The sequence below is a fragment of the Novosphingobium soli genome (genome assembly GCF_042432915.1).
In the GTDB taxonomy this organism is placed as follows: Bacteria; Pseudomonadota; Alphaproteobacteria; order Sphingomonadales; family Sphingomonadaceae; genus Novosphingobium; species Novosphingobium soli.
In genome coordinates this window covers 70374-94540 of the sequence record NZ_JBHLWK010000007.1, presented here as the reverse complement: position 1 = coordinate 94540, position 24167 = coordinate 70374, and the positions used below count along the sequence as shown (strand labels likewise).

Annotated in this window: 25 protein-coding genes; 8 read left to right on the top strand and 17 right to left on the bottom strand. The window is 69.1% G+C overall.

All coding sequences use genetic code 11. The annotated features are described in order from the left end of the window. Positions 1–2: 2 nt before the first annotated feature. Positions 3–770 (bottom strand): cold-shock protein, encoded by a 768-nt coding sequence (locus ACFFJC_RS04335; RefSeq protein WP_379486268.1) that lies wholly within the window; start codon positions 768–770, stop codon positions 3–5. A 299-nt stretch (positions 771–1069) separates the two neighbouring features. On the opposite strand from ACFFJC_RS04335, the gene ACFFJC_RS04330 reads away from it, so the two are divergent. Then, positions 1070–1495, top strand: a complete 426-nt coding sequence (locus ACFFJC_RS04330; protein WP_379486267.1) for a protein tyrosine phosphatase family protein — start codon at positions 1070–1072, stop codon at positions 1493–1495. 204 nt (positions 1496–1699) lie between these two features. On the opposite strand, the gene ACFFJC_RS04325 is transcribed toward ACFFJC_RS04330, so the two are convergent. The 12 genes from ACFFJC_RS04325 to hisN all read right to left on the bottom strand — a co-directional run bounded on the left by ACFFJC_RS04325 (position 1700) and on the right by hisN (position 13327). Beyond that, positions 1700–3019, bottom strand: a complete 1320-nt coding sequence (locus ACFFJC_RS04325; protein WP_379486266.1) for an ammonium transporter — start codon at positions 3017–3019, stop codon at positions 1700–1702. A 13-nt stretch (positions 3020–3032) separates the two neighbouring features. After that, the gene (locus tag ACFFJC_RS04320; RefSeq protein WP_007687500.1) at positions 3033–3371 is read right to left on the bottom strand and encodes a P-II family nitrogen regulator; all 339 of its coding nucleotides are present in this window, start codon (positions 3369–3371) and stop codon (positions 3033–3035) included. Between the two features lie 161 nt (positions 3372–3532). Next, on the bottom strand, positions 3533–4237 hold the full coding sequence (locus tag ACFFJC_RS04315; RefSeq protein ID WP_379486265.1) for an endonuclease/exonuclease/phosphatase family protein: 705 nt from the start codon (positions 4235–4237) through the stop codon (positions 3533–3535). A gap of 104 nt (positions 4238–4341) precedes the next feature. Then, the gene (locus ACFFJC_RS04310; RefSeq protein WP_379486264.1) at positions 4342–5877 is read right to left on the bottom strand and encodes a peptide chain release factor 3; all 1536 of its coding nucleotides are present in this window, start codon (positions 5875–5877) and stop codon (positions 4342–4344) included. 102 nt (positions 5878–5979) lie between these two features. Beyond that, positions 5980–6729 carry an SDR family NAD(P)-dependent oxidoreductase gene (locus ACFFJC_RS04305; RefSeq protein WP_379486263.1) on the bottom strand — a complete coding sequence of 250 codons (750 nt, stop codon included), beginning with the start codon at positions 6727–6729 and terminating at the stop codon, positions 5980–5982. Positions 6730–6740: 11 nt separating this feature from the next. After that, a complete protein-coding gene (locus ACFFJC_RS04300; RefSeq protein ID WP_379486316.1) occupies positions 6741–7628 on the bottom strand; it encodes an aldose 1-epimerase family protein in 888 nt (295 codons plus the stop codon). A 27-nt stretch (positions 7629–7655) separates the two neighbouring features. Next, positions 7656–10064: a phenylalanine--tRNA ligase subunit beta gene (gene pheT, locus ACFFJC_RS04295; RefSeq protein ID WP_379486262.1), complete on the bottom strand. Its 2409-nt coding sequence runs from the start codon at positions 10062–10064 to the stop codon at positions 7656–7658. 20 nt (positions 10065–10084) lie between these two features. Continuing rightward, positions 10085–11182: a phenylalanine--tRNA ligase subunit alpha gene (gene pheS, locus ACFFJC_RS04290; RefSeq protein WP_379486261.1), complete on the bottom strand. Its 1098-nt coding sequence runs from the start codon at positions 11180–11182 to the stop codon at positions 10085–10087. A gap of 201 nt (positions 11183–11383) precedes the next feature. Beyond that, positions 11384–11749 carry a 50S ribosomal protein L20 gene (gene rplT / locus ACFFJC_RS04285; protein WP_379486260.1) on the bottom strand — a complete coding sequence of 122 codons (366 nt, stop codon included), beginning with the start codon at positions 11747–11749 and terminating at the stop codon, positions 11384–11386. A gap of 13 nt (positions 11750–11762) precedes the next feature. Beyond that, positions 11763–11966 (bottom strand): 50S ribosomal protein L35, encoded by a 204-nt coding sequence (rpmI, locus tag ACFFJC_RS04280; protein WP_091142070.1) that lies wholly within the window; start codon positions 11964–11966, stop codon positions 11763–11765. A 110-nt stretch (positions 11967–12076) separates the two neighbouring features. Continuing rightward, complete coding sequence (locus ACFFJC_RS04275) at positions 12077–12523, bottom strand: gamma-glutamylcyclotransferase family protein (protein ID WP_379486259.1); 447 nt, start codon at positions 12521–12523, stop codon at positions 12077–12079. Between the two features lie 15 nt (positions 12524–12538). Then, positions 12539–13327: a histidinol-phosphatase gene (hisN, locus tag ACFFJC_RS04270; protein ID WP_379486258.1), complete on the bottom strand. Its 789-nt coding sequence runs from the start codon at positions 13325–13327 to the stop codon at positions 12539–12541. Positions 13328–13506: 179 nt separating this feature from the next. Here hisN and ACFFJC_RS04265 point away from each other — a divergent pair, with 179 nt between their 5' ends. Beyond that, positions 13507–14451, top strand: a complete 945-nt coding sequence (locus tag ACFFJC_RS04265; RefSeq protein ID WP_379486257.1) for a helix-turn-helix domain-containing protein — start codon at positions 13507–13509, stop codon at positions 14449–14451. Positions 14452–14502: 51 nt separating this feature from the next. Here ACFFJC_RS04265 and ACFFJC_RS04260 read toward each other — a convergent pair whose 3' ends face one another. Further along, complete coding sequence (locus ACFFJC_RS04260; protein WP_379486256.1) at positions 14503–15438, bottom strand: ribose-phosphate pyrophosphokinase; 936 nt, start codon at positions 15436–15438, stop codon at positions 14503–14505. Positions 15439–15645: 207 nt separating this feature from the next. Continuing rightward, positions 15646–16626: a class II fructose-bisphosphatase gene (gene glpX / locus ACFFJC_RS04255; RefSeq protein WP_379486255.1), complete on the bottom strand. Its 981-nt coding sequence runs from the start codon at positions 16624–16626 to the stop codon at positions 15646–15648. 60 nt (positions 16627–16686) lie between these two features. Here glpX and ACFFJC_RS04250 point away from each other — a divergent pair, with 60 nt between their 5' ends. Next, positions 16687–17145, top strand: a complete 459-nt coding sequence (locus ACFFJC_RS04250; protein ID WP_379486254.1) for a hypothetical protein — start codon at positions 16687–16689, stop codon at positions 17143–17145. Between the two features lie 12 nt (positions 17146–17157). Here the strand turns inward: ACFFJC_RS04250 and ACFFJC_RS04245 are convergent, their stop codons facing one another. Together ACFFJC_RS04245 and ACFFJC_RS04240 are read right to left on the bottom strand one after the other, a co-directional pair. Then, on the bottom strand, positions 17158–18465 hold the full coding sequence (locus ACFFJC_RS04245) for a homoserine dehydrogenase (RefSeq protein ID WP_379486253.1): 1308 nt from the start codon (positions 18463–18465) through the stop codon (positions 17158–17160). An 84-nt stretch (positions 18466–18549) separates the two neighbouring features. Continuing rightward, positions 18550–19395 (bottom strand): hypothetical protein, encoded by an 846-nt coding sequence (locus tag ACFFJC_RS04240; protein ID WP_379486252.1) that lies wholly within the window; start codon positions 19393–19395, stop codon positions 18550–18552. 376 nt (positions 19396–19771) lie between these two features. On the opposite strand from ACFFJC_RS04240, the gene ACFFJC_RS04235 reads away from it, so the two are divergent. From ACFFJC_RS04235 to ACFFJC_RS04215, 5 genes are all read left to right on the top strand, one after another. Further along, positions 19772–20437 carry an energy transducer TonB gene (locus ACFFJC_RS04235; RefSeq protein WP_379486251.1) on the top strand — a complete coding sequence of 222 codons (666 nt, stop codon included), beginning with the start codon at positions 19772–19774 and terminating at the stop codon, positions 20435–20437. A 60-nt stretch (positions 20438–20497) separates the two neighbouring features. Then, positions 20498–21268, top strand: coding sequence for a MotA/TolQ/ExbB proton channel family protein (locus ACFFJC_RS04230; RefSeq protein ID WP_379486250.1), 771 nt, complete (start codon positions 20498–20500; stop codon positions 21266–21268). 119 nt (positions 21269–21387) lie between these two features. Continuing rightward, complete coding sequence (locus tag ACFFJC_RS04225; RefSeq protein WP_379486249.1) at positions 21388–21921, top strand: ExbD/TolR family protein; 534 nt, start codon at positions 21388–21390, stop codon at positions 21919–21921. Positions 21922–21948: 27 nt separating this feature from the next. Further along, positions 21949–22383 carry an ExbD/TolR family protein gene (locus ACFFJC_RS04220; protein WP_379486248.1) on the top strand — a complete coding sequence of 145 codons (435 nt, stop codon included), beginning with the start codon at positions 21949–21951 and terminating at the stop codon, positions 22381–22383. A gap of 204 nt (positions 22384–22587) precedes the next feature. Next, entirely contained in the window at positions 22588–23889 is a 1302-nt protein-coding gene (locus tag ACFFJC_RS04215; protein ID WP_379486247.1) for a hypothetical protein, read from the top strand. Positions 23890–24167 lie beyond the last annotated feature (278 nt).

Below are 24167 nucleotides of genomic sequence, written 5' to 3'. Positions count from 1 at the left end.
GATCAACCCTGGCGCGGCACCAGGTTGACCGCCGAGTACTTGCCTCGTCGATCGACCTCGATGTCGAATTCCACGCGATCGCCTTCGTTCAGGCCCTGGAGGCCCGAGCGTTCCACGGCACTGATGTGCACGAATGCGTCCGGCTGCCCGTCATCGCGGGTGATGAAGCCGAAGCCCTTCATGGAGTTGAAGAACTTGACCGTGCCGGTAGCCTTTTCGCCGGTGAGCTGGCGCTGCGGGGCAGCCGGCTCGCGCTTGGCGACCGGGATCACGTCGCCCACGACCGAGAGGTCGGTGGCCGAGATCTTGCCGCCACGATCGACGAGCTGGAATTCGAGCTGCTGGCCCTCGGCCAGGCCTTCGAGGCCGGCGCGCTCAACCGAGCTGATGTGCACGAACACGTCGTCGCCGCCTTCATCGCGCTGGATGAAGCCGAAGCCCTTTGCTGCGTTGAAGAACTTAACGACGCCGCGGCCCTGGCCAACGACCTGCGCGGGCATTCCGCCACCGCCGCCGCCACGACCACCGCCGAAGCCGCCACCACCGCCGCCGCCGAAGCCGCCGCTGCGCTGACCGCCGCCGAAGCCGCCGCCGCCGCTGAACCCGCCGCCGCCACCGCCGCCGCCGAAGCCGCCGCGATCACCGCCGCCGCCGAACCGGTCGGAGCCACCGAAACGATCCTGTCCGGCAAAGAACGGATCGAACTCGTCCTCCCCAAACCGATCCCGCTTGTCGCGTCCCCTTCCGCGACGACCTCTGTCAAAACCCATGTCTACGAACGTACCTTCGCTGCGCCCCTCAAGCATCCGCCCGGACGCGTGGACGAAGCACGCCGGGCGTCAGGCGAGCGGCCGGGCAATACCCGACCCTCTCCTGCAATCATCACTCTTACACGACTCCAGCCGCGATGGCGAACGGAAATACGTGTCCTTTTCGGACCGTCGCCGCGAAACATCCGATTCTCGTCCAAGATTTGCCTTGCCACTTCGTTGCTGAGGGTCTTGATGACGGCACTCACGGCGACCTGATCGTTGTACCGCCTGTGTTTTTGCCGGAGAAGAAGCGAGCCATGTTCCGCCAGATCACCGAGACCGTATTCGCCAGCCCGCAGATCGACGTGGACGCCATCGCGCAGGCGCAGGCGCTCGGCATCGTCCGGATCGTCAACAATCGCCCCGAAGGGGAGAGCGACGACCAGACGCCCGGGGCCGAGATCGAGGCGGCGGCGCGGGCGGCCGGCATCGACTACGTGGCGATTCCCGTGACCCATGCCGGCTTCAGCCAGGCGCAGGTGGATGCGATGGAGGCGGCGCTCGCCATCGACGGGCCGGTGCTGGCGTATTGCCGGTCTGGCACGCGCTCGACGCTGTTGTGGGCGCTGGCACGCGCCAAGGCGGGGGACAGCCCCGCCGCGATCGCCTCGCGCGCCGCGTCCGCCGGATACGACGTGACGCCGATCCGGCAACTCATCGAGATGCTCTCCGCCGGCCGCTGAGGCGGCACACCCGCTGACCCTCGCGCCATCGCCCGCGACCTTCCGCGGACGGTTCGCCGTGCCTGCGACACGCGCAAAAAAATGGGCCGGAGCGGCTGGCTCCGACCCTTTGAAGGTTGTGTTCGCAGGAGGAACAACGGTTGGCGACGACGGGGGGAAGGAGAGGAGGATGACCCCGCCGCCGCCAAACTGGATAGTCTCGACTTAGTTGTAGGCGCGCTCGCCGTGCTCGCCGATGTCGAGGCCGTCGGCCTCCACCTCGGGCGAGACGCGCAGGCCGGTGACGGCCTTGGCGATGAACATCGCGATCGCGGTGCCGACGATCGAAAGGACGATCGTGGCCGCCACGGCAGCCGCCTGGACCCCGAACTGCGATCCGATTGCGAAGTCGTCGCCGCCGGGGCCACCGAGCGAAGGCGCATAGACGATCGCCGTGCCGAGAGCGCCGACGATGCCACCCACGCCGTGGATGCCGAAGGCGTCGAGCGAGTCGTCGTAGCCGAGCGCCGGCTTTACCTTCGAGACGAAGATGAAGCAGACGATCGACGCGACGGCGCCCAGCACGATCGCGCCGAACGGACCCGAGTTGCCGGCCGCGGGCGTCACGGCGACGAGGCCGGCGATGATGCCCGAGCAGTAGCCCAGCGCCGAACCCTTGTGGCCCGAGAACTTCTCGGCCAGCATCCAGAACAGGCCGGCCGATGCGGTGGCGACGAAGGTGTTGATCATGGCCAGGGCGGCGGAGCCGTTCGCTTCGAGCGCCGAACCGGCGTTGAAGCCGAACCAGCCCACCCACAGCAGGCCGGTGCCCACGAAGGTCAGCGTCAGCGAGTGCGGGGCCATCGGCTCGGCCGGGTAGCCCTTGCGCTTGCCCAGGATGATCGCGGCCACCAGTGCCGAGACGCCGGCATTGATGTGCACGACGGTACCGCCGGCGAAGTCGAGAGCGCCCATCGCGAAGAAGACGCCGCGTGCTTCCCAGACCATGTGCGCGATCGGGTAGTAGACAAGCAGCAGCCAGACGATGGCGAACACCATCACCGCCGAGAACTTCATGCGCTCCACCACCGAGCCCAGGACCAGCGCGACCGTGATCGCGGAGAAGGTCATCTGGAAGCAGACGAAGACGAGTTCGGAGATCACGACGCCGTCGGTGAAGGTGGCGGCGGTCGCGTCGGGCGTGACGCCGGCGAGGAAGAACTTGCCCCAGCTGATGAACTGGTTGCCTTCCGGCCCGAAGGCGAGGCCGTAGCCGACCATGACCCACATGAGCATGGCGAGCGCGGTGACGCCGCCGATCTGGGTCATCGTGGACAGCATGTTCTTCGAGCGGGTGAGGCCGCCGTAGAAGAGCGCGAGGCCAGGAAGGATCATCAACAGGACCAACAGGGTCGAGGTCATCATCCAGGCATTGTTGCCGGGCTCAGGCACGGGCGCGGCAGCCGCCTCCTGCGCAAAGGCCGGAAGGGCGGCGAAAAGCGACGCGGTCAGAGCGCCGCCGCCGCAGAAAAGCTTGCGGTTCATCATGAAATCCCCCTCAGAGCGCGGTGTCGCCCGCCTCGCCGGTGCGGATGCGCACGGCCGAAGCGAGGTCGAGGACGAAGATCTTGCCATCACCGATGGCCTCGGTGCTTGCGACCTGCTGGATTGTCTCGACGATCTTGGGCGCGAGATCGTCAGGCGCGGCGACCTCGATCTTCACCTTCGGCAGCATGTTGGTCGAGTACTCGGCGCCGCGGTAGATTTCCGTCTGCCCCTTCTGGCGACCGAAGCCCTTCACTTCCGAGACGGTCATGCCGGCGACGCCGATGGCCCCCAGCGCCTCCCGCACTTCGTCCAGCTTGAAGGGCTTGATGATGGCTATGATGAACTTCATGCCTATCCCCTGTTAGCCACCGGCCCAGCGCCGGCTGCAAACAGGCAAAGCAAGCCGCGTGCCATTTACCCGAGGAAGGAATAATCGTGCGCCTGTCGGTCGGCAGGCGAACAGCACCACGCCGCGCAGGCCGCGCGGTCGCTCAATTCATGTGCAGCTGCTTATTTCTTGGGCAGCGCCAGGGTGGCGTGGACCGGCAAGTGGTCGGAGCCTACCGCAGATAACGGGCTGTGGTGGACAGCGGTTCCCTGCACCTCCCACTCGGGTGAGACGATGATGCGATCGAGCAGCGCCATCGGCCGCCGCGACGGGAAGCTGCGGCCCGGCGCCAGCACGCGCCAATCGGCTCCGAACTCGCGCAGGCAGCCGCCGCGATGGGCCCATTCGTTGAGATCGCCCATCATCACCGTGGGCACCTGCTCCGCGCAGTCCGCCCAGTGGGAGAGCACGCTGCGGACCTGGTGGCGGCGCCGCAGCCCGGACAGGTCGAGGTGCATGCCGATCACGCGCAGGCGGCGACCCTCCACCATCATGTCGGCGCGCAAGGCGCCGCGCGGCTCCAGCACCGGCAGCGGCACCGCCGCCGCCTCGACCAGCTCGATCCCCTTGCGCACCAGGATCGCGTTGCCGTGCCAGCCCAGGCTGTCCGGCTTCATCGAATAGGGCACCGGCACGTAATCGGTGGTCGACTGGATGACGTCGAGCGGGAGCACCGCCATGCGCCGGCCATAGCGGCGATCGACCTCCTGCAGCGCGACGACGTCGGCGTCGATCTCGCGCAGGACCGTCAGGATTCGCTCGGGGTCGCGCCGCCGGTCGAGGCCGACGGCCTTGTGGATGTTGTAGCTGGCGAACTTGATCTGCAACGGAATGTTTCCCGGTGAGTGGGCCCGGTAACAATCCGCGGCACCACGCGCAGGTTCCGGGCCCGCCCTCCCAGGCCCACCCTTCCAGGCCCGGCCGCGCGGCCTCAGCGCTCCTTGGTGGCGCTGAAGGTGAGCTCGGGGTTGCGCTCCTGCTGGTAGTTCACGTCCCAGGCCGAGCGGGCCATGAACACCGGATCGCCATCGCGGTCGCGCGCGAGGTTCATCTTGTTGAACTCGGCGAAGTCGCGCAGCGCCTTGTCGTCGCCCTTGAGCCAGCGCGCGGTGTCGAAGGGCGAGCCTTCCAGGACCGCCTCCACCTTGTACTCGGCCTCCAGCCGGGAGATGAGCACGTCGAGCTGCAGCTGGCCCACCACGCCGACGATCCACTGCGAACCGATCTCCGGATAGAACACCTGGATCACGCCCTCCTCCGACAAGTCGTCGAGCGCCTTGCGCAGCTGCTTGGTCTTGGTCGGGTCCTTGAGCTGGACGCGGCGCAGGATCTCCGGCGCGAAGTTGGGCAGGCCGGTGAAGCGCACGTCGTTGCGCTCAGAGAGGGTGTCGCCCACGCGCAGGGTGCCGTGGTTGGGGATGCCGATGATGTCGCCGGGCTCGGCATTGTCGGCGATCTCGCGGTCCTGCGCGAAGAACAGGATCGGCGAATGGACGGCAATCGGCTTGCCCAGCCCCGACGGCGTCAGTTTCATGCCGCGCTTGAAGGTGCCCGAGACGAGCCGCATGAAGGCAATGCGGTCGCGGTGCATCGGGTCCATGTTGGCCTGGACCTTGAAGATGAAGCCAGTGACTTCCTTGTTGTCCGGCTCGATCGTGCCCTGCTCCGACGGCTGCGGCCGCGGCGGCGGCGCGAACCGCTCGATCGCGTCGATCAGTTCGGTCACGCCGAAGTTCTTCAGCGCCGAGCCGAAATAGACCGGGGTCAGGTCGCCGCCACGATAGGCGTCGACGTCGAACTCGGGATAGCCCGCCTGCGCCAGCTCCAGCTCCTCGGCCACCGCCTCGGGCAGCGCCGCGCCCTCGTCCACCTTGCCGAGGTACTCCTTGCTCGGCCCCTCGGGGCGGCTGATGCGGCCGGTGGCGATGTCGAGGATGCCCTCGAACTGCCCGCCCATGCCGACGGGCCAGGACATCGGGCATACGTCGAGCGCCAGCATGTCGGCGACTTCGTCGAGCAGGTCGAAGCAGGCGCGGCCCTCGCGATCGACCTTGTTGACGAAGGTGATGATCGGCACCGAGCGCAGGCGGCAGACTTCGAACAGCTTGCGGGTCTGCGGCTCGATGCCCTTGGCCGCGTCGATCACCATGATCGCCGAATCGACCGCGGTCAGCGTGCGATAGGTATCTTCCGAAAAGTCCTCGTGACCCGGGGTGTCGAGCAGGTTGAAGGTGATCCCGTCGCGCTCGAAGGTCATGACCGAGCTGGTAACGGAGATTCCGCGCTGCTGCTCGATCTTCATCCAGTCGGAGCGGGCGCGGCGGGCCTGCCCGCGCGCCTTGACCTGGCCGGCAAGGTGGATCGCGCCGCCCTGCAGCAGGAGCTTCTCGGTCAGCGTGGTCTTGCCCGCGTCAGGGTGCGAGATGATCGCGAAGGTACGGCGGGACTGGTGGGGGGCGGACGTCATCCGCGCGCCTTTAGTTGGCGCGGAAGAAGAAGGGAAGGTTTAAGGGCGCCGCGGGGGGCCTTGCCCTTACCTCCCCGCCGCACGCAACGAACAACGAGCGGGCTACCCCTCCCGCGCGATCTGGAAGCCGGCGAACGACTGGTTCACCGGCATCACCTCCAGCGTGTTGATGTTCACGTGCGCCGGCAGCGAGGCGACCCACAGCACGGTTTCGGCGATGTCCCCGCCGGTCAGCGGGTTGACCCCGGCGTAGAAACTGTCGGAGGCCTGCTGGTCGCCGCCGTTGCGCACCACGGTGAACTCGGTCTCGACCATCCCCGGCTCGATCGAGGTGACGCGCACGCCCGTGCCCGAGAGGTCCGAGCGCAGGCCCAGCGCGAACTGGCGCACGAAGGCCTTGGTGCCGCCGTAGACGTTGCCGCCGGTGTAGGGGTAGGTCGCGGCGACCGACGAGAGCATGACGATGCTGCCCTTGCGCGCGATCAGCCCCGGCAGCAGCCTGTGGGTGAGCGAGACGAGCGCGACGACGTTGGTGTCGATCATCGTCATCCAGTTGGCGAGCTCGGCCTGCTGGGCCGGCGCGGCGCCGAGCGCGAGGCCGGCGTTGTTCACCAGGCAATCGATCTGCGCGAAGTCCGCGGGAAGGCCGGCGAGCGCCGCATCGCGTGCGGCTTCGTCGCGGACGTCGAAGACGCAAGGCTGGAAGCGATCCGGACCCAGCGCCTCGGCGAGGGCGTGGAGCCGCTCGGCGCGGCGGCCGGTGCCGACCACGCGCCATCCCGCTGCCGCGAAGGCGCGGGCGCAGGCCTCGCCGATCCCGGACGTGGCGCCAGTGACGAGAACGGTCTTCATGGGAAACTCCTTCAGTCGGCCGAGAGGACGGTCACGTCCATGCGGAAGCGGCGCGTGTCGCCGGGCGGCAGGGTGACGATGCCGGGCTTCTGGCGAAAGTCGCGGGCAAAGCCGAGCGGGTCGGCCATTCCCTGCCACGGCTCGATGCACAAGTACGCCGCCCCCGGCTTCTGCCAGATGCCGAGCATCGGCGTGTCGGGGAAGGCGAGGGCAAGCTGCGCCCCGCCGGGCGCGCCGAAAGTGGCGCTGCGGCTGGACAGCCGGTCCCAGATCAGCGCGTCGGCCTCGAACTGCGCCGCGTCGGGGCAGAGCAGGTGGCCTTCGACAGGCGTGGCGAAGGGCTCGGGCAGCGTGAGGCCGCTCGCCGGGTCGAGGCGGCGGATCGGCTGGGGCTCGGCCGCCTCGAACGCGACCCGGTGATCCGCCTTGGCAGCGCCGCCGGGAAGCGGCCACGCGAAGGCCGGATGGAAGCCGAAGCTGAACGGCAACGGCTCCTCGCCGGGGTTGGAGACCCGCGCCTCCATGCGCAGCGACGCGCCGTCCAGGCGAAACGCCATGTCGAGCACGAAGGCGAAGGGATAGACGCTGCGCGTCTCTTCGCTGTCGGTCAGGCGAAAGCACGCGCGGTCATCCGCCGCTTGCACCACCGCGAAGGCGGAGCGGCGGGCGAAGCCGTGCTTCTTGAGCGCATACTCGCGCCCGTCGAGGCGGTAGCGGTCGCCGTTCAGCGCCCCCACGATCGGGAACAGCAGGGGAGCGTGGCCGGTCCAGAACGCCGGGTCGGCATCGGTCATGTACTCGCGGCCGAGACGGTCGGCGAGCGACCAGAGCTCGGCCCCGAGGGGATGGATCCGGGCGGTGAGATCGCCCGAGGAGATGGTCACCAGTTCCACGTCGATCCCCTTTGCCCGCGTCCTGTCCGTGTCCTAGCCGCGCAGCACCGCGCCGATCTTGGCGGCGGCGGCAGTCACCTTCGCGCTGATCGCCTTCAGGTCCTCGTCCTTGTAGCTCTTGTCGACCGGCTGGAGCGTGACTTCAAGCGCGAGCGACTTGTGCCCTTCGGGCACGCCCTGGCCCCGGAAGTCGTCGAAGAGCCGGGCTCCCACGATGTTCGCCTTGTCGGCGCCCTGCACCGCGCGCACCAGGTCGCCCGAGGGCAGCCCCGCGGGCACGAGGAAGGCGAAGTCGCGGGTCACCGCCTGCAGCGCCGGGGGCGCATAGGAGATGCGGGCGAAGCTGGCGGCGCCCCTGCGGCCGGGAATGGCGTCCAGGTGGATCTCCGCCATGGCGACGGCCCCGTCCACGTCGAACTGGCGGGCGACCTGCGGGTGCAGCATGCCGAAGCGCGCCAGCACCGTCTTGGGTCCGAGGCGCAGCGTGGCCGACTGGCCGGGGTGGAACTGCGGCCCCGCCTCGCCCATCACCTGCAGCTTGTCGACCGGGGCGCCGGCCTCGGCCAGCAGCGCCAGCACTTCGGCCTTGGCGTCGAACGCGTCGAAGGCAGAGGCCTTGCCGGTGGCCCAGCCGCGCCGCGTCTTCTCGCCCGCCAGCACGAGGCCCAGCGTCAGCTTCTCGTCGCTGGCCCCGCCGGCGCCGCGCAAGTACCGGCGGCCCACCTCGAACAGCCGCAGCGCAGCGGCACCGCGATCAAGGTTGCGCTTGGCGGCCATCAGCAGGCCCGGCAGCAGCGAGGGGCGCATGGCCTTCATGTCCTCGCTGATCGGGTTGGCGAGCACCCACAGCGGACCTTCGGCGAAAGCCTGCGCCTCCGCCTCGGGCAGGAACGACCAGGTGACGGCTTCCTGCAGCCCGCGCGCCGCGGCGGCGCGGCGCACGCGGCGCTCCAGCGTCTGCGCCGGGGTGGCGGTGGGCCTGGCGACGCCGTCGGCGCGCGGCAGCGCCACGCTCTCGACCTTGTCGAGGCCGTGGATGCGCACGACCTCCTCCACGATGTCGGGCGCGCCGTCGATGTCCGGGCGCCAGCCGGGCACGGTGACCGCCCAGCGCGGCTCGCCGTTCTCCTCGCTCGCCACGACCGAGAAGCCCAGGCTCGCCAGGATGCGTTCCTGCTCGGCGAGCGGCACGTCGACGCCGCCGAGCCGCGCCACCAGCGCGGGCGCGAAGTGGACGATCTTGGGCGTGCTGGGCGGCGCACCGACGCGCACCACCTCGGACGCCTCGCCGCCGCACAGGGTCTGGATCAGCTTGGTCAGGTGCTCCAGCCCGGTGTCGAGGAAGGCCGGGTCGATGCCCCGCTCGAAGCGGCTGCGCGCGTCCGAGGTGAGGTTGAGCTTGCGGCCGGTCCGCGCGATGCGCTCGGGATCGAAGTAGGCGATCTCCAGCAGGACGTCGGTCGTGTCGTCGCCGCAGCCCGAGTGAGCGCCGCCCATGATCCCGGCGATGTCGTGGACGCCCGCCTCGTCGGCGATCACCGTCATCTCGGCATCGAGCGTGTAGGTCTTCTCGTTCAGCGCCACCACCGTCTCGCCGTCGCGGGCGCGCCGGGCCACGACCGCGCCGCTCAGCTTGGCGAGGTCATAGGCGTGGGCCGGGCGGCCGCTGACGAGCATCAGGTAGTTGGTGGCGTCGACCAGCGCCGAGATCGGGCGCTGGCCGGCCGACTTGAGCCGGTCCTGCAGCCACTGCGGCGACGGGCCGTTCTTCACGCCCCTTATCACGCGGCCGTAGAAGGCGGGGCAGCCTTGCGCATCCTCGATGCGGATCGCCACCGGGCACGGGAAGGTGCCGGGCAGGTCGAGCGGCTCGATCGGCTTGAACGCGCCGAGCCCCGCCGCCGCGAGATCGCGGGCGATGCCGTTCACGCCCATGCAGTCGGGCCGGTTGGGGGTGATCGCCACCTCGATCACCGGGTCGGCGCCGTGGTACTGCGCGAAGGGGGTGCCGACGGGCGCGTCCTGCGGCAGCTCGATGATGCCGTCGTGGTCCTCGCCCAGCTCCAGCTCGCGCGTGGAGCACATCATGCCGTTCGATTCGACGCCGCGGATGGCGGACTTGCGCAGCACCAGGCCGTTGGCCGGCACCGTCGCGCCGGGCAGGCCGAGCACGCCGACGAGCCCGGCGCGGGCGTTGGGGGCGCCGCAGACGACCTGCAGGGGTTCGCCCTCCCCCGTATCGACGGTGAGCACCTGCAGCTTGTCCGCATCGGGGTGGCGCGCCGCGGTGAGCACGCGCGCGACGCGGAAGCCCGCCAGCTTCTCGGCCGGATCCTCCACGCCTTCGACTTCCAGGCCGATGGCGTTGAGCTTGGCGGCGATCTCCTCGATCGTCGCGTCGGTTTCCAGGTACTGCTTGAGCCAGGAGAGCGAGAACTTCATCGTCTTGTCCTTTCCCGCGCTCAGACCGGAGTACCGACGCCGCCCGACAGGGTCGGCACGTCGAGGGCGGAGAAACCGTAGTGGGAGAGCCAGCGCACGTCGCCGTCGAAGAAGGCGCGCAGGTCGTCCATCCCGTACTTCAGCATGGCGAGGCGATCGACGCCGGTGCCGAAGGCAAAGCCCTGCCATTCGTCGGGATCGAGCCCGCCCGCGGCGATGACGTGGCGGTTGACCATGCCCGAGCCCAGCACTTCCATCCAGGCATGGCCCGGCGCATCGCCCGAGCCGCCGACGACGCGGCGGCCGCCTTCGTTGGAATAGCCCACGTCCACCTCGATCGAGGGCTCGGTGAAGGGGAAGTAGCTGGGGCGCAGCCGCAGCACGATGTCGTCGCGCTCGAAGTAGGCCTTGAGGAAGGTCTCCAGCGTCCACTTGAGGTGGCCGAGGTGGATGCCCTTGTCGATGACAAGGCCCTCGATCTGGTGGAACATCGGCGTGTGCGTGGCGTCGCTGTCCGAACGATAGACGCGGCCCGGCGCGATCACGCGCAGCGGCGCGCCCTGGCTCAGCATCGTGCGGATCTGCACCGGCGAGGTATGCGTGCGCAGCAGCATCTCGCGGCCGCCCTCGTTCCTGTCGGGGAAGTAGAAGGTGTCGTGCATCGCCCGCGCCGGGTGGCTTTCCGGCATGTTGAGCGCGGTGAAGTTGTGCCAGTCGTCCTCGATCTCGGGACCGGTGGCGACGGCGAAGCCCATGTCGGCGAAGATCTCGGCCAGCTCGTCCATCACCTGCGAGATCGGATGCACCGAGCCGCGCGGCGCCTCGGGCGCGGGGAGCGAGAGGTCGATCGTCTCCGACGCGAGGCGCGCGTCGAGCGCCGCGGTCTCGAGGGCGTCCTTGCGCGCGGCCAGCGCCTCGCTCACGCTTTCGCGCAGGGCGTGGATCCGGGGACCCTCGACCTTGCGCGCCTCGGGGTCGAGCTTGCCCAGCGTCTTGAGCAGGCCCGAGATCGAGCCCTGCTTGCCCAGGAACTCGACCCGCAGGGACTCCAGCGTATCGAGATCATCGGCGCCCGCGATGCGGGATAGCGCCTCCTGGCCGGTTGCTGCGTGGTCCACTGGTCGTCTCGCTGTCTGCTGATGTCTTCGTCGCGCTCCTTAAGGAGAAGGGGCGCGGATCGCAACGTGGGAGGGATGGCGGGGCCTGGTATGGCCCGGCCACTTACGGGCCCCGCCACTCACGCGAAAAGGGCGCGGACGGCCAAGCCATCCACGCCCTTTCGAAACGCGCTGTGAAGCGGGTCGCTTCGCGTCGGTGGCTTACGCCGCCGCCGGCAGAGCGGCCTTGGCCTGCGCGATGACGGCGCTGAACACGCCGCCCTCGTTCATGGCGAGGTCCGCCATGGCCTTGCGGTCGAGCTCGATCCCGGCGAGCTTCACGCCGTGGATGAACTGCGAGTAGGTCAGGCCTTCGGCGCGGACCGCAGCGTTGATGCGCTGGATCCAGAGCGCGCGGAAGGTCCGCTTCTTGATCTTGCGGTCGCGGTACGCGTACTGGCCGGCCTTCTCGACGGCCTGGCGCGCGATGCGGATGGTATTCTTGCGACGACCCCGGTAGCCCTTGGCCTGGTCCAGGATCCGCTTGTGCTTGGCGCGGGTGGTGACACCCCTCTTGATACGGCTCATGTGCTAGCGCTCCTCAGTTCAGCCCGTAGGGCGCCCACTTCTTGATCACCTTCGCGTCGGCGTCGGAGATGACCTCGGTGCCGCGGTTCTGGCGGATGTACTTGCCGTTGTGGCTGATCAGGCGGTGGCGCTTGCCGGCGACGCCGTGCTTCACCTTGCCGGTGGCGGTGAGCTTGAAGCGCTTCTTGACGCCGCTCTTCGTCTTCAACTTGGGCATTTTCGTCTCCTATGTCAGGGACACGTCCCGCCGGCCATGGCAGCCCTTTTCGCCAGGCCGACCCGCGAATCTCGTGAAAGATCCAACCGTGTCGATTGAAGGGCGCGCCTTTAGTCACATGCGCGGCGAAAGGCAAGCGCGCGAAAATCGCGCGGCTGCGCGGCATAGGCGCAGCGGGCCGTCCGGCCCAGCCACTCGGCGAACCCGCCGGCGATGACCGGCGCGCCCCGCGGCACGGCAAGGCGCCAGAGGTAGGCCTGCGCCGGCACCCGTTGCCCGGAGGCGGTGCGCACCGGCAGCGTCACGCGCCGGTACTCGCAGCCCTCGTAGCGGTCGAGCAGCGCCAACTCGGCGCGCGTCAGCCGCAGCGCGCACAAGGTGCCCGGCACCCGGCCCGTGCCGCGCACCAGCGCCGGATACCAGCCGCGGCCGCCGTCGATGCCGTGGAGCCGGCCCGGCACGCTCGCGGGCTGCGCATCCACCACCCGCGCCCGCACCCAGGCGGCGATCGCGGTATCGGCCTGCGGCTGCAGCGTGCCGTAGAGGAAGAGCCGCAAGCCGCGCGCCGCAGGTCAGTCGTGGTGGTGGCAGGCCATCGCCTCGACCACGTCCTCGAGCCGGGCGGGGTCGCCGATCGCCAGCACCTCGCCGCCCGAATCGATGTTCAGCGGCTCGCCGTTCCAGTCGCACATCGTGCCGCCGGCGCCCTCGACGATCGGCACCAGCGCCGCCCAGTCGTGCAGCTTGAGCCCGGCTTCGCAGACGAGGTCGACGTGGCCGCTGGCGAGGAGCCCGTAGTTGTAGCAGTCCCCCCCGAACATCATGCGCTTGTGGTCGGTCTTGGCGGCGAGCGCCATGAAGTGGTCGCCCTGGTGGTCGTCGAAGTACTGCGGCCCGGTGGTCGCCATCATCGCGTCGGACAGTTCGCGACAGGGGCGGGTGCGCGCCGCGATGCCGTTGAAGGTGGTCGGGTGGCCGCTGGCGCCCACCCAGCGCTCGCGCAGGATCGGCTGGTCGATGATCCCCAGCACCGGCCACCCGTCGACCAGCAGCGCGATCAGCGTGCCGAAGATCGGCCGGCCCGCGATGAACGAGACGGTGCCGTCGATCGGATCGAGCACCCAGGTCCGGCCGGAGGACCCGTCCTCCGCGCCGAACTCCTCCCCGATGATGGCATCGCGCGGCACCTCGGCCTTGAGGATCCGGCGCATGGCTTCCTCCGCGTCGCGGTCGGCGACGGTGACGGGCGAGGCGTCCAGCTTGCGGTCCCCGGTGAGGCCGGTGCGGAAATGGGGGCGAATCGCCTCGCCCGCCGCGTCGGCGAGCCGCAGGGCGAGGGCGATGTCCTGTTCGATCTTCATCGCTCCCCTGTGCCTTGCCGGCGGCGACGCGGTCAAGCGGCAGGCCCTCGCAGCTTTCGCCGTCCAAGCGGTAAAGACCGACTATCGCCGCGGTGGATGTACATGCAACTTTAATTGCATTGCCGTGCGTTCTACGCGGAAGTATTCGGATTTACGGGGCAATCACGAAATTGAGTGGCATGCAACGCAAGAACACGCCTGCGGTGGACCGCACGATTGCGCCGCAGCAGGGCAGCACACGCGACGGGCAACCCCTGTCCTACAATCGGGCACCCGCCGGCGATCTCGCCCCGTGGATCGCGCGACTGTACGTGACGAAGGTTTCCGCGCCGGCGGACTATACGCTGTCCTGCGGCCTCTTCAGCGACACCGCATTCATCCGCATCCAACTGGCGGGAGACTGGGTCGCCATGCCGCCGGCGGGGGAAGTCCGCGCCACCCGGGGCGCCTTCTACTTCGGACCGAACACGCGGCGCATGCCGATCAGCGTGACGGGCAGCTTCGTCAGCCTGGGGCTGGCCCTGCGCCCCGGCGCGGGCACGGCGCTGGGCGGACCGCGTGTCCAGGACTACGTCGACCGCGTGGTGCCAAGCGCGGCGGTGGTCTCGCCTTCGGAGGTCTACCTCGCGCTGTTCGACCCCGAGGGCTCGCCCGAGGACTGGCTGCAGAGCCTGGAGGCGCACTGGCGCCGCAAGATCCACCTGCGGGGCGGCACGCCGCCCGACCCGGTCAGTTCCGCCTTCGAGGAGATCGCCCTGCGCGATCCGAGCACGTCGGTGAGCGAGGCGGCGGACGCGATCGGGGTGGACCGGCGCAAGCTGGAGCGGGTGGTCAGCCGCGACTTCGGGATGGCGCCCAAGCAGGTCCTGCGCCGCGCCCGCGCGCTCGACATGGCGAGCCACTTGCGCGGCGTCGCCGATTCGGCGGAGGGCGAGGAGATGGCCCTGCGCTACTACGACGAGAGCCACCTGATCCACGAGTTCACCGACCTGTTCGGCATGTCGCCGCGGCAGTTCGTCACCACTCCGCAGCCGATCCTCACCCTCGCGCTCGAATCGCGCCAGGCCCGCCGGCTGGAAGCGCTCAAGCGGATCGAGCCGGGGCAGAGCCGCCCCTGGGAGTGACCGGCGGCAGAGCCGCCCTCGTTCGCAGCGGCGGCAGAGCCGCCAAGCCCGTCAGTCGAACAGGCTGGAGACCGAGCTCTCGTCGGCGATGCGGCGGATGGCCTCGCCCACCAGCGGGGCGATGGTGAGGATGCGGATCTTGTCCGAACCCTTGGCGGCGTCGGTCGCCTGGATCGAATCGGTGATCACCAGCTCCTTGAGCGCCGAGTTGGTCACGCGGCTGACCGCCGCACCGGAGAGGACGCCGTGGGTGATGTAGGCGGTGACGCTGGAGGCGCCCGCGTCCATCAGCGCCTGCGCCGCGTTGCACAAGGTTCCGCCGGAATCGATGATGTCGTCGATCAGGATGCAGGCGCGGCCCTTGACGTCGCCGATGATGTTCATGACCTCGGACTGGCCGGGCTTGTCGCGACGCTTGTCGACGATGGCCAGCGGCGCGTTGTCGAGCCGCTTGGCCAGCGCGCGGGCGCGCACCACGCCGCCCACGTCGGGCGAGACCACCATCAGCGACTGGTCGCCGTAACGCGCCTGGATGTCCGCCGCCATCACCGGCGCGGCGAACAGGTTGTCGGTCGGGATGTCGAAGAAGCCCTGGATCTGGCCGGCGTGCAGGTCAACCGAGAGGACGCGGTCGGCGCCCGCCTCGGTGATCAGGTTGGCGACGAGCTTGGCCGAGATCGGGGTGCGCGGGCCCGGCTTGCGGTCCTGGCGGGCGTAGCCGAAGTACGGGACCACCGCCGTGATGCGCTTGGCCGAAGCACGGCGCAGTGCGTCGATGCAGATCAGCAGCTCCATCAGGTTGTCGTTGGCCGGGTAGCTGGTGGGCTGGACCACGAAGACGTCCTCGCCGCGCACGTTCTCGTGGATCTCGACGAAGATCTCCTCGTCCGCGAAGCGGCGTACGCTGGCGTCGGTGAGCGGCACCTCCAGGTAGCCGGCGATGGCGCGCGCGAGCGGCATGTTGCTGTTGCCGGACATGATCTTCATTTGGCGAATCCCTTGGCGGTTCGTGGCGTCGGCCATTGGGACCGGCCCTGTAGCCGGGAGTCGCGGGATTGCAATAGTCCGCGCCCCCGTTTCCGCCCCGTTTCCTTCACGCGACGAGCACGCGGCGCCCGCCCTTCGATGCGAAAAGGCCGTCCCCGGCGCCAACCGGGAGCGGCCTTTTCACGATTCCGACGGGAGCCTGCCGGATCAGATCCGGTGTTCGCCCTTGATCCAGCGCACCGTGCCCGAGCTGGCGCGCATCACCACGCTCTCGGTGGTCATCTTGCCGCCCTTGAGGCGCTTGACGCCGTCGAGCAGCGAGCCGCTGGTCACGCCGGTGGCCGCGAAGATGCAGTCGCCCTTGGCGAGCTCCTCGAGCTTGTAGACCTTGTCGAGGTCCTCGATGCCCCACTTGCGGGCGCGGGCGCGCTCGTCGTCGTTGCGGAACAGCAGGCGGCCGTTGAACTGGCCGCCGACGCAGCGCAGCGCGGCGGCGGCGAGCACGCCCTCGGGCGCGCCGCCCGAACCCATGTAGAGGTCGATCGTGGTGTCCTCGTCGGTCACCGCGATGACGCCGGCGACGTCGCCGTCGCCGATCAGCACGACGCCGCAGCCCAGGCCGCGCAGCTCGGCGATCAGGTCCTCGTGGCGCGGACGATCGAGCACGCAGACGATGATCTCGTCGGGCGCGACGCCCTTGGCCGCGGCCACCGCCTTGACGTTCTCGGTCGGCGACTTGTTGAGGTCGATGATGCCCTCGGGATAGCCCGGGCCCACCGCGATCTTGTCCATGTAGACGTCGGGCGCGTTGAGCAGGCCGCCTTCCTCCGCCGCGGCGAGCACCGCCAGCGAGTTCGGGCCGGCCTTGGCGGTGATGGTGGTGCCTTCGAGCGGATCGAGCGCGATGTCGATCTTCGGGCCCTTGCCGGGCGCGCCGCCGACCTTCTCGCCGATGAAGAGCATGGGCGCTTCGTCCCGCTCGCCCTCGCCGATCACGACGGTGCCGTCGATGTAGAGGCCGTCAAAGGCCTTGCGCATTGCTTCGACTGCGGCATGATCGGCCGCCTTCTCGTCTCCGCGGCCGATGAGCTTCGACGCGGCGATGGCGGCAGCCTCGGTTACGCGCACCATCTCGAGGACGAGGACGCGGTCGAGTACGTGACTTGCGGGAGTAGCGTTATCGGACATGTTCACTCCGGATTAATCCTGGGAGGAAAGGTTCGGAACGCTTAGACAGAGGATCTTCACTTGTCGAGAAGCTGGACGTACCTTTTCGCACTCGCAACAATCGCCCCCGCTCCAGCGATTGGGCAGGAGGCTGGCGGGACTTCTGCGGCGGACCGCTCGGTCGCCGAGACCGTGCTCGGCAGCAACGGCCGGGTGACGCAGGACACCTCGCGCAACGCGTGCTTGCGCACCATCCGCCAGGGCGAGATCGTGGTCTGCGCGCCGGAGCAGGACCAGTTCCGCATCCCCTCCACCGGCGATGACGATCCCACCGGCGCCGGTGCCCGCGACGGGCAGCTGCGCGCGCCCGACGTCTCGGGGAACGGCATCTTCAAGGGCAAGGCGACGATGGGGGGCATGTGCCTGATCCCGCCCTGCCCGCCCGAGCAGCCGTACATCATCGACCTGTCGACGATCCCCGAGGCGCCGGCCGGCTCCGACGCCGACAAGATCGCCAAGGGGGAGCTGCGGGCGCCGTGACGCCGCCCGGCGTCAGGCGCCGATGATCTGCATCACCAGCGGCCGCCCCGAAAGGCTGTCCGAACCGTCGAGGATGCGCATGGCCTCGGTCACCGCGCTTTCGGGCCCGGGGTGCGTGACCACCGCCAGGATGACCTCGCCGTCCTGGTCCGGGTCGCCCTTCTGGATCAGGCTCTCGATCGAGACCCCGGCATCGCGCATGGCGGCGGTGATGTCGGCGAGCACGCCGGGGCGGTCGGGCACGGTGAAGCGGATATAGGCGCTGCCCACGCGGTGGCCCGAAGGCGCCGGTGCCATCGCCTCGAGCTCGCCGGAGGGCATCGAGAACGCAGCGCCCTTCTCGCCGCGCGCGATGTCGATGATGTCGGCGACCACCGCGCTCGCGGTCGGCCCGTCGCCGGCACCGGCGCCCTGGAACAGCAGCCGGCCCATGAAGTTGCCCTCGGCCACGACCGCGTTGGTGGCGCCATCGACATGCGCGAGCGGGTGGTCGATCGGCACCAGGTGCGGGCGCACGCGCTGGAACAGGCGGCAGGTGCCGTCGCTGGCGTCGGTCTCGGCCATGCCGATCAGGCGGATGACGTAGCCGAGCGCCCGGGCCTGCTCGATGTCCGCGGCCTTGACCCGGCTGATGCCCATGGTCTCCACCGCGTCGAAGCGCAGCTGCGAGCCGAAGGCGATGGCGGCCAGGATCGAGAGCTTGTGCGCCGCGTCGGTGCCCTCGATGTCGAAGGTCGGGTCCGCCTCGGCATAGCCCAGCCGCTGCGCGTCGGCGAGCACGTCGGCGAAGTCGCGGCCGGTGTCCTCCATGGTGGAGAGGATGTAGTTGCAGGTGCCGTTGAGGATCCCGTAGACCCGCTCGATGGCGTTGGCCGCGGCGCCCTCGCTCAGCCCCTTGATGACCGGGATGCCGCCCGCGACGGCGGCCTCGAACTTGAGCGCGACGCCCGCCGCCTCGGCTGCGGCCGCCAGTTCCAGCCCGTGATGCGCGATCATCGCCTTGTTGGCGGTGACCAGGCCCTTGCCCCCGGCAATGGCGTTCCGCGCCAGCGCCAGCGCCGGACCGTCGGAGCCGCCGACCATCTCCACCACCACGTCGACGTCGGGGCGGCCGGCCAGCGCCGCGGTGTCGTCGACCCAGTCGTAGCGCGACAGGTCGACGCCGCGATCCTTGGTGCGGTCGCGCGCGCTGACCGCGGCGATGCGGATCGGGCGGCGGGCGCGGCGGGCGATCAGCTCCGCGTTGGTCTCGATGAGGCGGACGACGCCGCCTCCGACGGTTCCCAGTCCGGCAAGCGCGATATTGAGCGGTTCGGCCATGCAAGCTCCCTTTCGGGAGCGCGCCCTAGGGCAGGCGCGCCACGATTTCCAGCACGAAGCGGACCGGCCCGGAGCGGCGAAGCCTCAGCGCAGGGTGCGATCGCAGGGGCCGAGCTGGCCGAGCACGCCGCGGTAATCCGCCAGCGCCTGCTGCTGCTCGGCATAGGAGCCCGACACGTTCGCCTCCGCCGGCGGGGTCTTGGGCAGGAAGCAGGCGAGGCGGTACCATTCGAGGGTGTCGCGCTGGGGCGGGCGACCGGCATCGGCCACCAGCTCGGAGAAGGAGACGCCCCAGGCGGGCGGCTGGCCCGGCTCGTGGCGCACGGTGATCGAGGCGGCCGAGCCGTCGGCGGTCTTGAGGAAGATCTGCGTCTCGCCCTGCCCGGCGAGGTTGCCCGGCACGTAGAGCAGCTCGCGCACGCCGGTCACCTTGGCCGGCGCCTCGGGAGCGACGAGCCCCTGCAGGATGCTGCGCAGCCGCGCCTCGCCGGCCCCCGTCCAGGCCTGCTGCGCCGTGGGGCGCACCAGCTGCAGCTCGCCCGGCCGGCCGGGCACCGCACGGGCGAACAGCAGCACGTCCTGCTTCCTGAGCTTGGGCGCCTTGCCCTTGGCATCGAGCGGCAGGTCGACGAGGTAGCGGATCGATTCGCCGAGGGCAGCCTTGCCGGTCAGCAAGGCCTTGGTCCGCGCCTCGATGTAGAAGCGGGCATGGCCGGGGGTCAGGCCGGGGGCGCGCGCGTCCTCGACCCGGGCCATCTTCAGGACCTGGGCATGCACCACCAGCCCCGCCGAATCGGCAAGGTCGGCAACATCCGCATATGTGACCTCTCCGGGCGAGGGTGGGAGTGCCTGCGCCGGCGCCGCCAACGGCGCGAAGGCCAGATAGGCACCCGCCATCGCCGCTGCAAGGTGCTGAATTCTCGATGGCATGGACGATAAACTCCGTGGAAATGCGATGGCTTATAGCCGCAGGGCGAGGCTATACAAAATTGCACTGGATCAAATTGAGCCAAGCGGGCATGAATCGTGCGTTAACCTGCGGTGACCCGATAAGGCGTTGCGTGGGGGAGGCTTCACCGTTAAGAAGCCTGCAAATTGGGGCAAAAATACTAATAAGCCCCGCGGTTCGCCTTCCCGTTCGGCTTCGCTCACGGACAGGCGGATTGTCAGCCGTCAGGGTGGGTAATTTTGAGTTTCGTCATGGGTTCCTCTTTCCGGGGGGAGGCCATGGGCGCCCTTGGACACGTCCGGCCTGAACTCGTTCAGTCGATTTGCCCGGGGCTTGGTAATGGAGTGATGCGTCTGAATGGCTTACGCTGACCAGCAGATGAGCAGTAACAAGGTTATTGCTCTTGTCATTGTCGCCTTGATCCATGTCTTCGTCGGCTATGCGCTCGTCACCGGCTTGGCCTATGAGGCGGCGAAGAAGGTCATCAACAAGGTGACCACCGTGGATATCAAGGAAGAGAAACCCAAGGAGGAGGAACCCCCTCCGCCGCCGCCGGATCAGCCGGACACGCCGCCGCCGCCCATCGTGGCGCCGCCGCCGCCGATCAACATCGCTCCGGCCCCGCCGCCGGTGCAGACCGTGATCACGCCGCCCCCGGCCCCGCCGGTGGTGATCCAGACCGCATCGCCGCCGCCGGCTCCGCCGCCGCCGCCGCCCGGTCCCTCCAAGGCACGGGGCGTCCGCGCGAAGAACCAGGGCAGCTGGGCGGGCCGCATCCAGGCCAACTACCCGACCCGCGCCGCGCGTGAAGAGCGCGAAGGCCGCGTCGGCGTGCGCGTCACCGTCGGCACCGACGGGCGGGTCACGGCCTGCTCGGTCAGCAGCTCGAGCGGCAGCCCCGACCTCGACGAGGCGGCGTGCGACGGCATGACGCGCTATGCGCGCTATGACCCGGCGCTGGACGACGCGGGCAACCCGATCTCGTCGACCACCTCGACCGCGATCGTCTACAAGCTCAACTAAACTCAAGGCGGTCGGCCTCGCCCCGACCACATCCTGCATTCTTCTTGAGAGGTAAATCGCATGCTTATCGTTGACATCCTTGCCGCTGCCGGGGAAGCCGCGCCGCAGAACAAGTTCGGCTTCGCCGAGGCTCTGAAGCAGGGCGGTTTCATCGCCTACGCGACCGTCATCATCCTGGGCATCATGTCGTTCGGTTCGTTCTACATCCTGTTCACCAAGTGGTTCGAGCAGTCGAAGATCCTGCGCCAGTTCAACACCGTGCGCACTTCCTTCTGGCGCGCGCCGACCCTGCGTGAGGGCGCTGCCAAGCTCGAGAAGAACAGCGCCTGGCGCCAGCTCGTCGACGACGGCATCGCCGCCGAGGACCAGCACGCCAAGATGACCGACTCGCTCGAGGCGCACGACTGGCTGCACGGCTCGCTCGCCCGCTCGGAAGCGACCATCAACGCCCGCCTCGCCGGTGGCCTGCCGTTCCTCGCCACCGTCGGTGCGACCGCGCCGTTCATCGGTCTGTTCGGTACCGTCGTCGGCATCTACCGCGCGCTGATCGCCATCGGCATCGCCGGTTCGGCCTCGATCGACAAGGTCGCGGGTCCGGTCGGTGAAGCTCTGATCATGACCGCGCTCGGTCTGCTCGTCGCGGTTCCGGCCGTGCTCGCCTACAACTACCTGCAGAGCCGCAACAAGCGCATCGCCGAGCTGCTGACCGGCTTCTCGAATGACGTCCTCGCGAACATCAACTCGAAGGGCGCCGTCAAGCCGGTCCTCGCCGCTGCTCCTGCCAAGGCCGCTGCTCCGGCCAAGCCGGCTGCCGCTCCGGCCAAGCCGTAAGGAGCACGGGCCAGCGGACCGGCCCTTCGGTCCGCCCCCGTCGGGGACCAGGGGCGGCGGCACGATGCAGGCGCAGGCCGCCGCCCGCCCCCAGGCAACGCAAGGATTAGGATAAGACTATGGCGATTTCCACGGGCGGAGGCGGTGCAGAGACACCGATGTCCGACATCAACACGACGCCGCTCGTCGACGTCATGCTGGTGCTGCTGATCATCTTCCTCATCGCGGTTCCGGTCGCGATCCAGACGATCGAAAAGCTGCGCATCCCCGTCATCGTAGCCACCGAATCGAAGGACAAGGTGGAGAACCTCCTCCTGACCGTCTCGACCACGGACAGCGCTGGCCGCAGCGCCGGCGAGCCGGGCTACGAAGGCGCCTCGCGCGGCGGCGAATGCCGCATCTACTTCAACAACATCACGCCGGTGACCTCCGAGGAACTGCGCGACCAGGCCTTCAAGCGTCTCGACTCGATCGTGAAGCGCGAAGGCGGCGCCCAGGCCCTCATGGCGAACCCGGATCTCATCCCGCAGGTCCACATCCGCGGTGACGTCAACGCCCCCTGGCGCTGCGTGGCCGGTGCGATCTACAACGTCCAGGTCTCGGGCTATCCCACGGTTGGCTTCATCACCAACCCGGTCGACCCGAACGCCTGACGTTCGCTGGAACAGGAGTAACTTTCCATGGCAATGTCAGGCGGCAAGGAAGATGGCTCGCCGATGATGGAGATGAACACGACGCCGTTGATCGACGTCATGCTCTGCCTCCTCATCATGTTCATCATGTCCATCCCGGTCGCGACCCACTCGATCGACATCGATCTCCCGGTGGCCAGCCCGCCGGATCAGACCCCGCCCCCGATCGACCCGGTCAAGAACAAGATCGTGCTCACCGCCGATGACCGTATCATGTGGAACGGCACGCAGATCGACCAGAACACCCTGGTCAACTCGCTGTCGGCGACCACCCGCATGAACCCCGAGCCGGAACTGCAGTTCCAGCCGGAGCCGGAAGCCAGCTACGAGCTGTCGGCCGGCGTGCTGGAGGTCATCAAGGCCTCGGCGGTCACGAAGTTCGGCTTCGTCGGCAACGAACAGTTCGCCACCTTCGGCAAGTAAGCCGCAGGCACGAAACTGGCCCCGCCAGGGGCACCCAGAGGGGGCGGAGCGATCCGCCCCTTTTTCTTTGATCTCTCGCCTTCGGCCGGGCCCGTCCCCCGCGCGGCGCCGGCGCCGCAACAGCGGTGGGACGCACCATGGTTACCTGATGATAACCAATTGCGCCCAAGCAGACGCGTCGGACACAATGGCGAGGGGGCGGCGATGCGCAGAGTGATTCCCGTGGTGATGGCAGCGCTCGTGCTGGCGCCGCTGTCGGCGGTGCCGGCCACCGCAGGCTCGAAGCCGCGCAAGACCAAGGAGGAGGAGGCCAGCGCCTTCGAACGCTACCTCGCCGCGCGGCCTGGCGTGCCGGAGGCCCGCGAGCGGCGGGTGTTCGTCCAGCCGCTCAACAAGACCGAACCCTGCAAGCTCCCCTCGTCCCCCGACCAGGTCCGCCGCCCCCACTTCCGCGCCTTCTGGGACGGGGCATGCCGCAACGGCTTCGCCTACGGCCTGGGCCGCGACATCGCCATCTCCGACACCCACCACATCGAGGAGATCAGCGTCCACGACGGCACCGGCGAGAACTGGACCGGGCCGCACGTGGTCTACGACTACACCGGCAAGAGCGTGATGCACGTGATCGGCGGTGCGTCCTATCCCGCCGCGGTCCTCTACCGCGAGAGCATGGAGACCGGCGCCTCCGGGTTCAACCAGGTCAACCAGCTGATGGTCCAGGACAACCTCGGCAACCGCTGGGCGATGGTCAGCTCGCCGTTCAACCCCGAGCGGCGCCTCCTGGCGACCGAGGGCTATGGCGCGGTCGGCTACGCCATCATCGACACAAGGTCGGCGCCGGTGGTCAACCCGGAGAATCCCAACCTGGTCTACGCGGTGACCGACCCCAGGGGCATGACCTCGGATGCGGTCACCGTCGCGCGCTATCCCGAAGGCGGGGTCGGCCACTTCATGCGCCGCGCCGGCCAGCTCGAGCCAGTCACCCTGCCCAAGTCCTACACGGCCCACCTCCAGGCCAAGTTCGACAGCCTTCAGAGGATGCTGGAATGGGGCAGGGGCTACCTCGCCCCTGCTGCGGCGATGGAGCGCGAATACCTCCAGAAGGCCTGCCAGGGATCGGCAGGCGTCAAGGGGCTGGCGCCGGCGCAGTACCGGAAGATCTGCAGCTGGCGCGACCAGTTCCAGCCTGCCTACGCCGCGGCCCAGGCGAACTACCAGCGCCAGCTCGCAGTGCTGAACCAGCAGGCCGAAGTCGCCGGCCAGCAACGGCTCGCCGCGGCCCAGATGCGGTTGCAGGCGGCGGTGGCGGCACAGCAGGCGAGCGCGCAGCGCGACCTCGCCTCCGCCGTCCAGGGGCTTTCGAGCACCATCCAGACCATGCAGACGCAAAGCACCCTCAACGGGCTGATGAGCTTCCGCGCGCCCGAAGTGGCGCCGCTGCGCTCCCCGATGAACAATCTCCATGTGTGCCGCCAAGTGGGCCCCTTATTCTCCTGCACCAACTGAGCGGGCGCTTGCGGCCAGGCCCGGGCAGGGGCCCAGGAGGACAGGCACGGCAGGTCGCCCGCCGGCGAGCGCGGGATAACGCCTGGGTAGNGACATCGGGCCGGCGTCGGGGCGTCCTTGCGGCACGCAAGGAGGGGGCCTGCTCTGTGCGAACGGCCGGGTAGCATGCTGGCAGCCCGGCTCGGTCCTGGCGGAGCGGAACGAACCGGCGGCGCGGACTCGCAGGCGAGCGCCGGTCCTCTCAGGCGACTTCCGGGAAACCACCCTCGTGAGGGCCG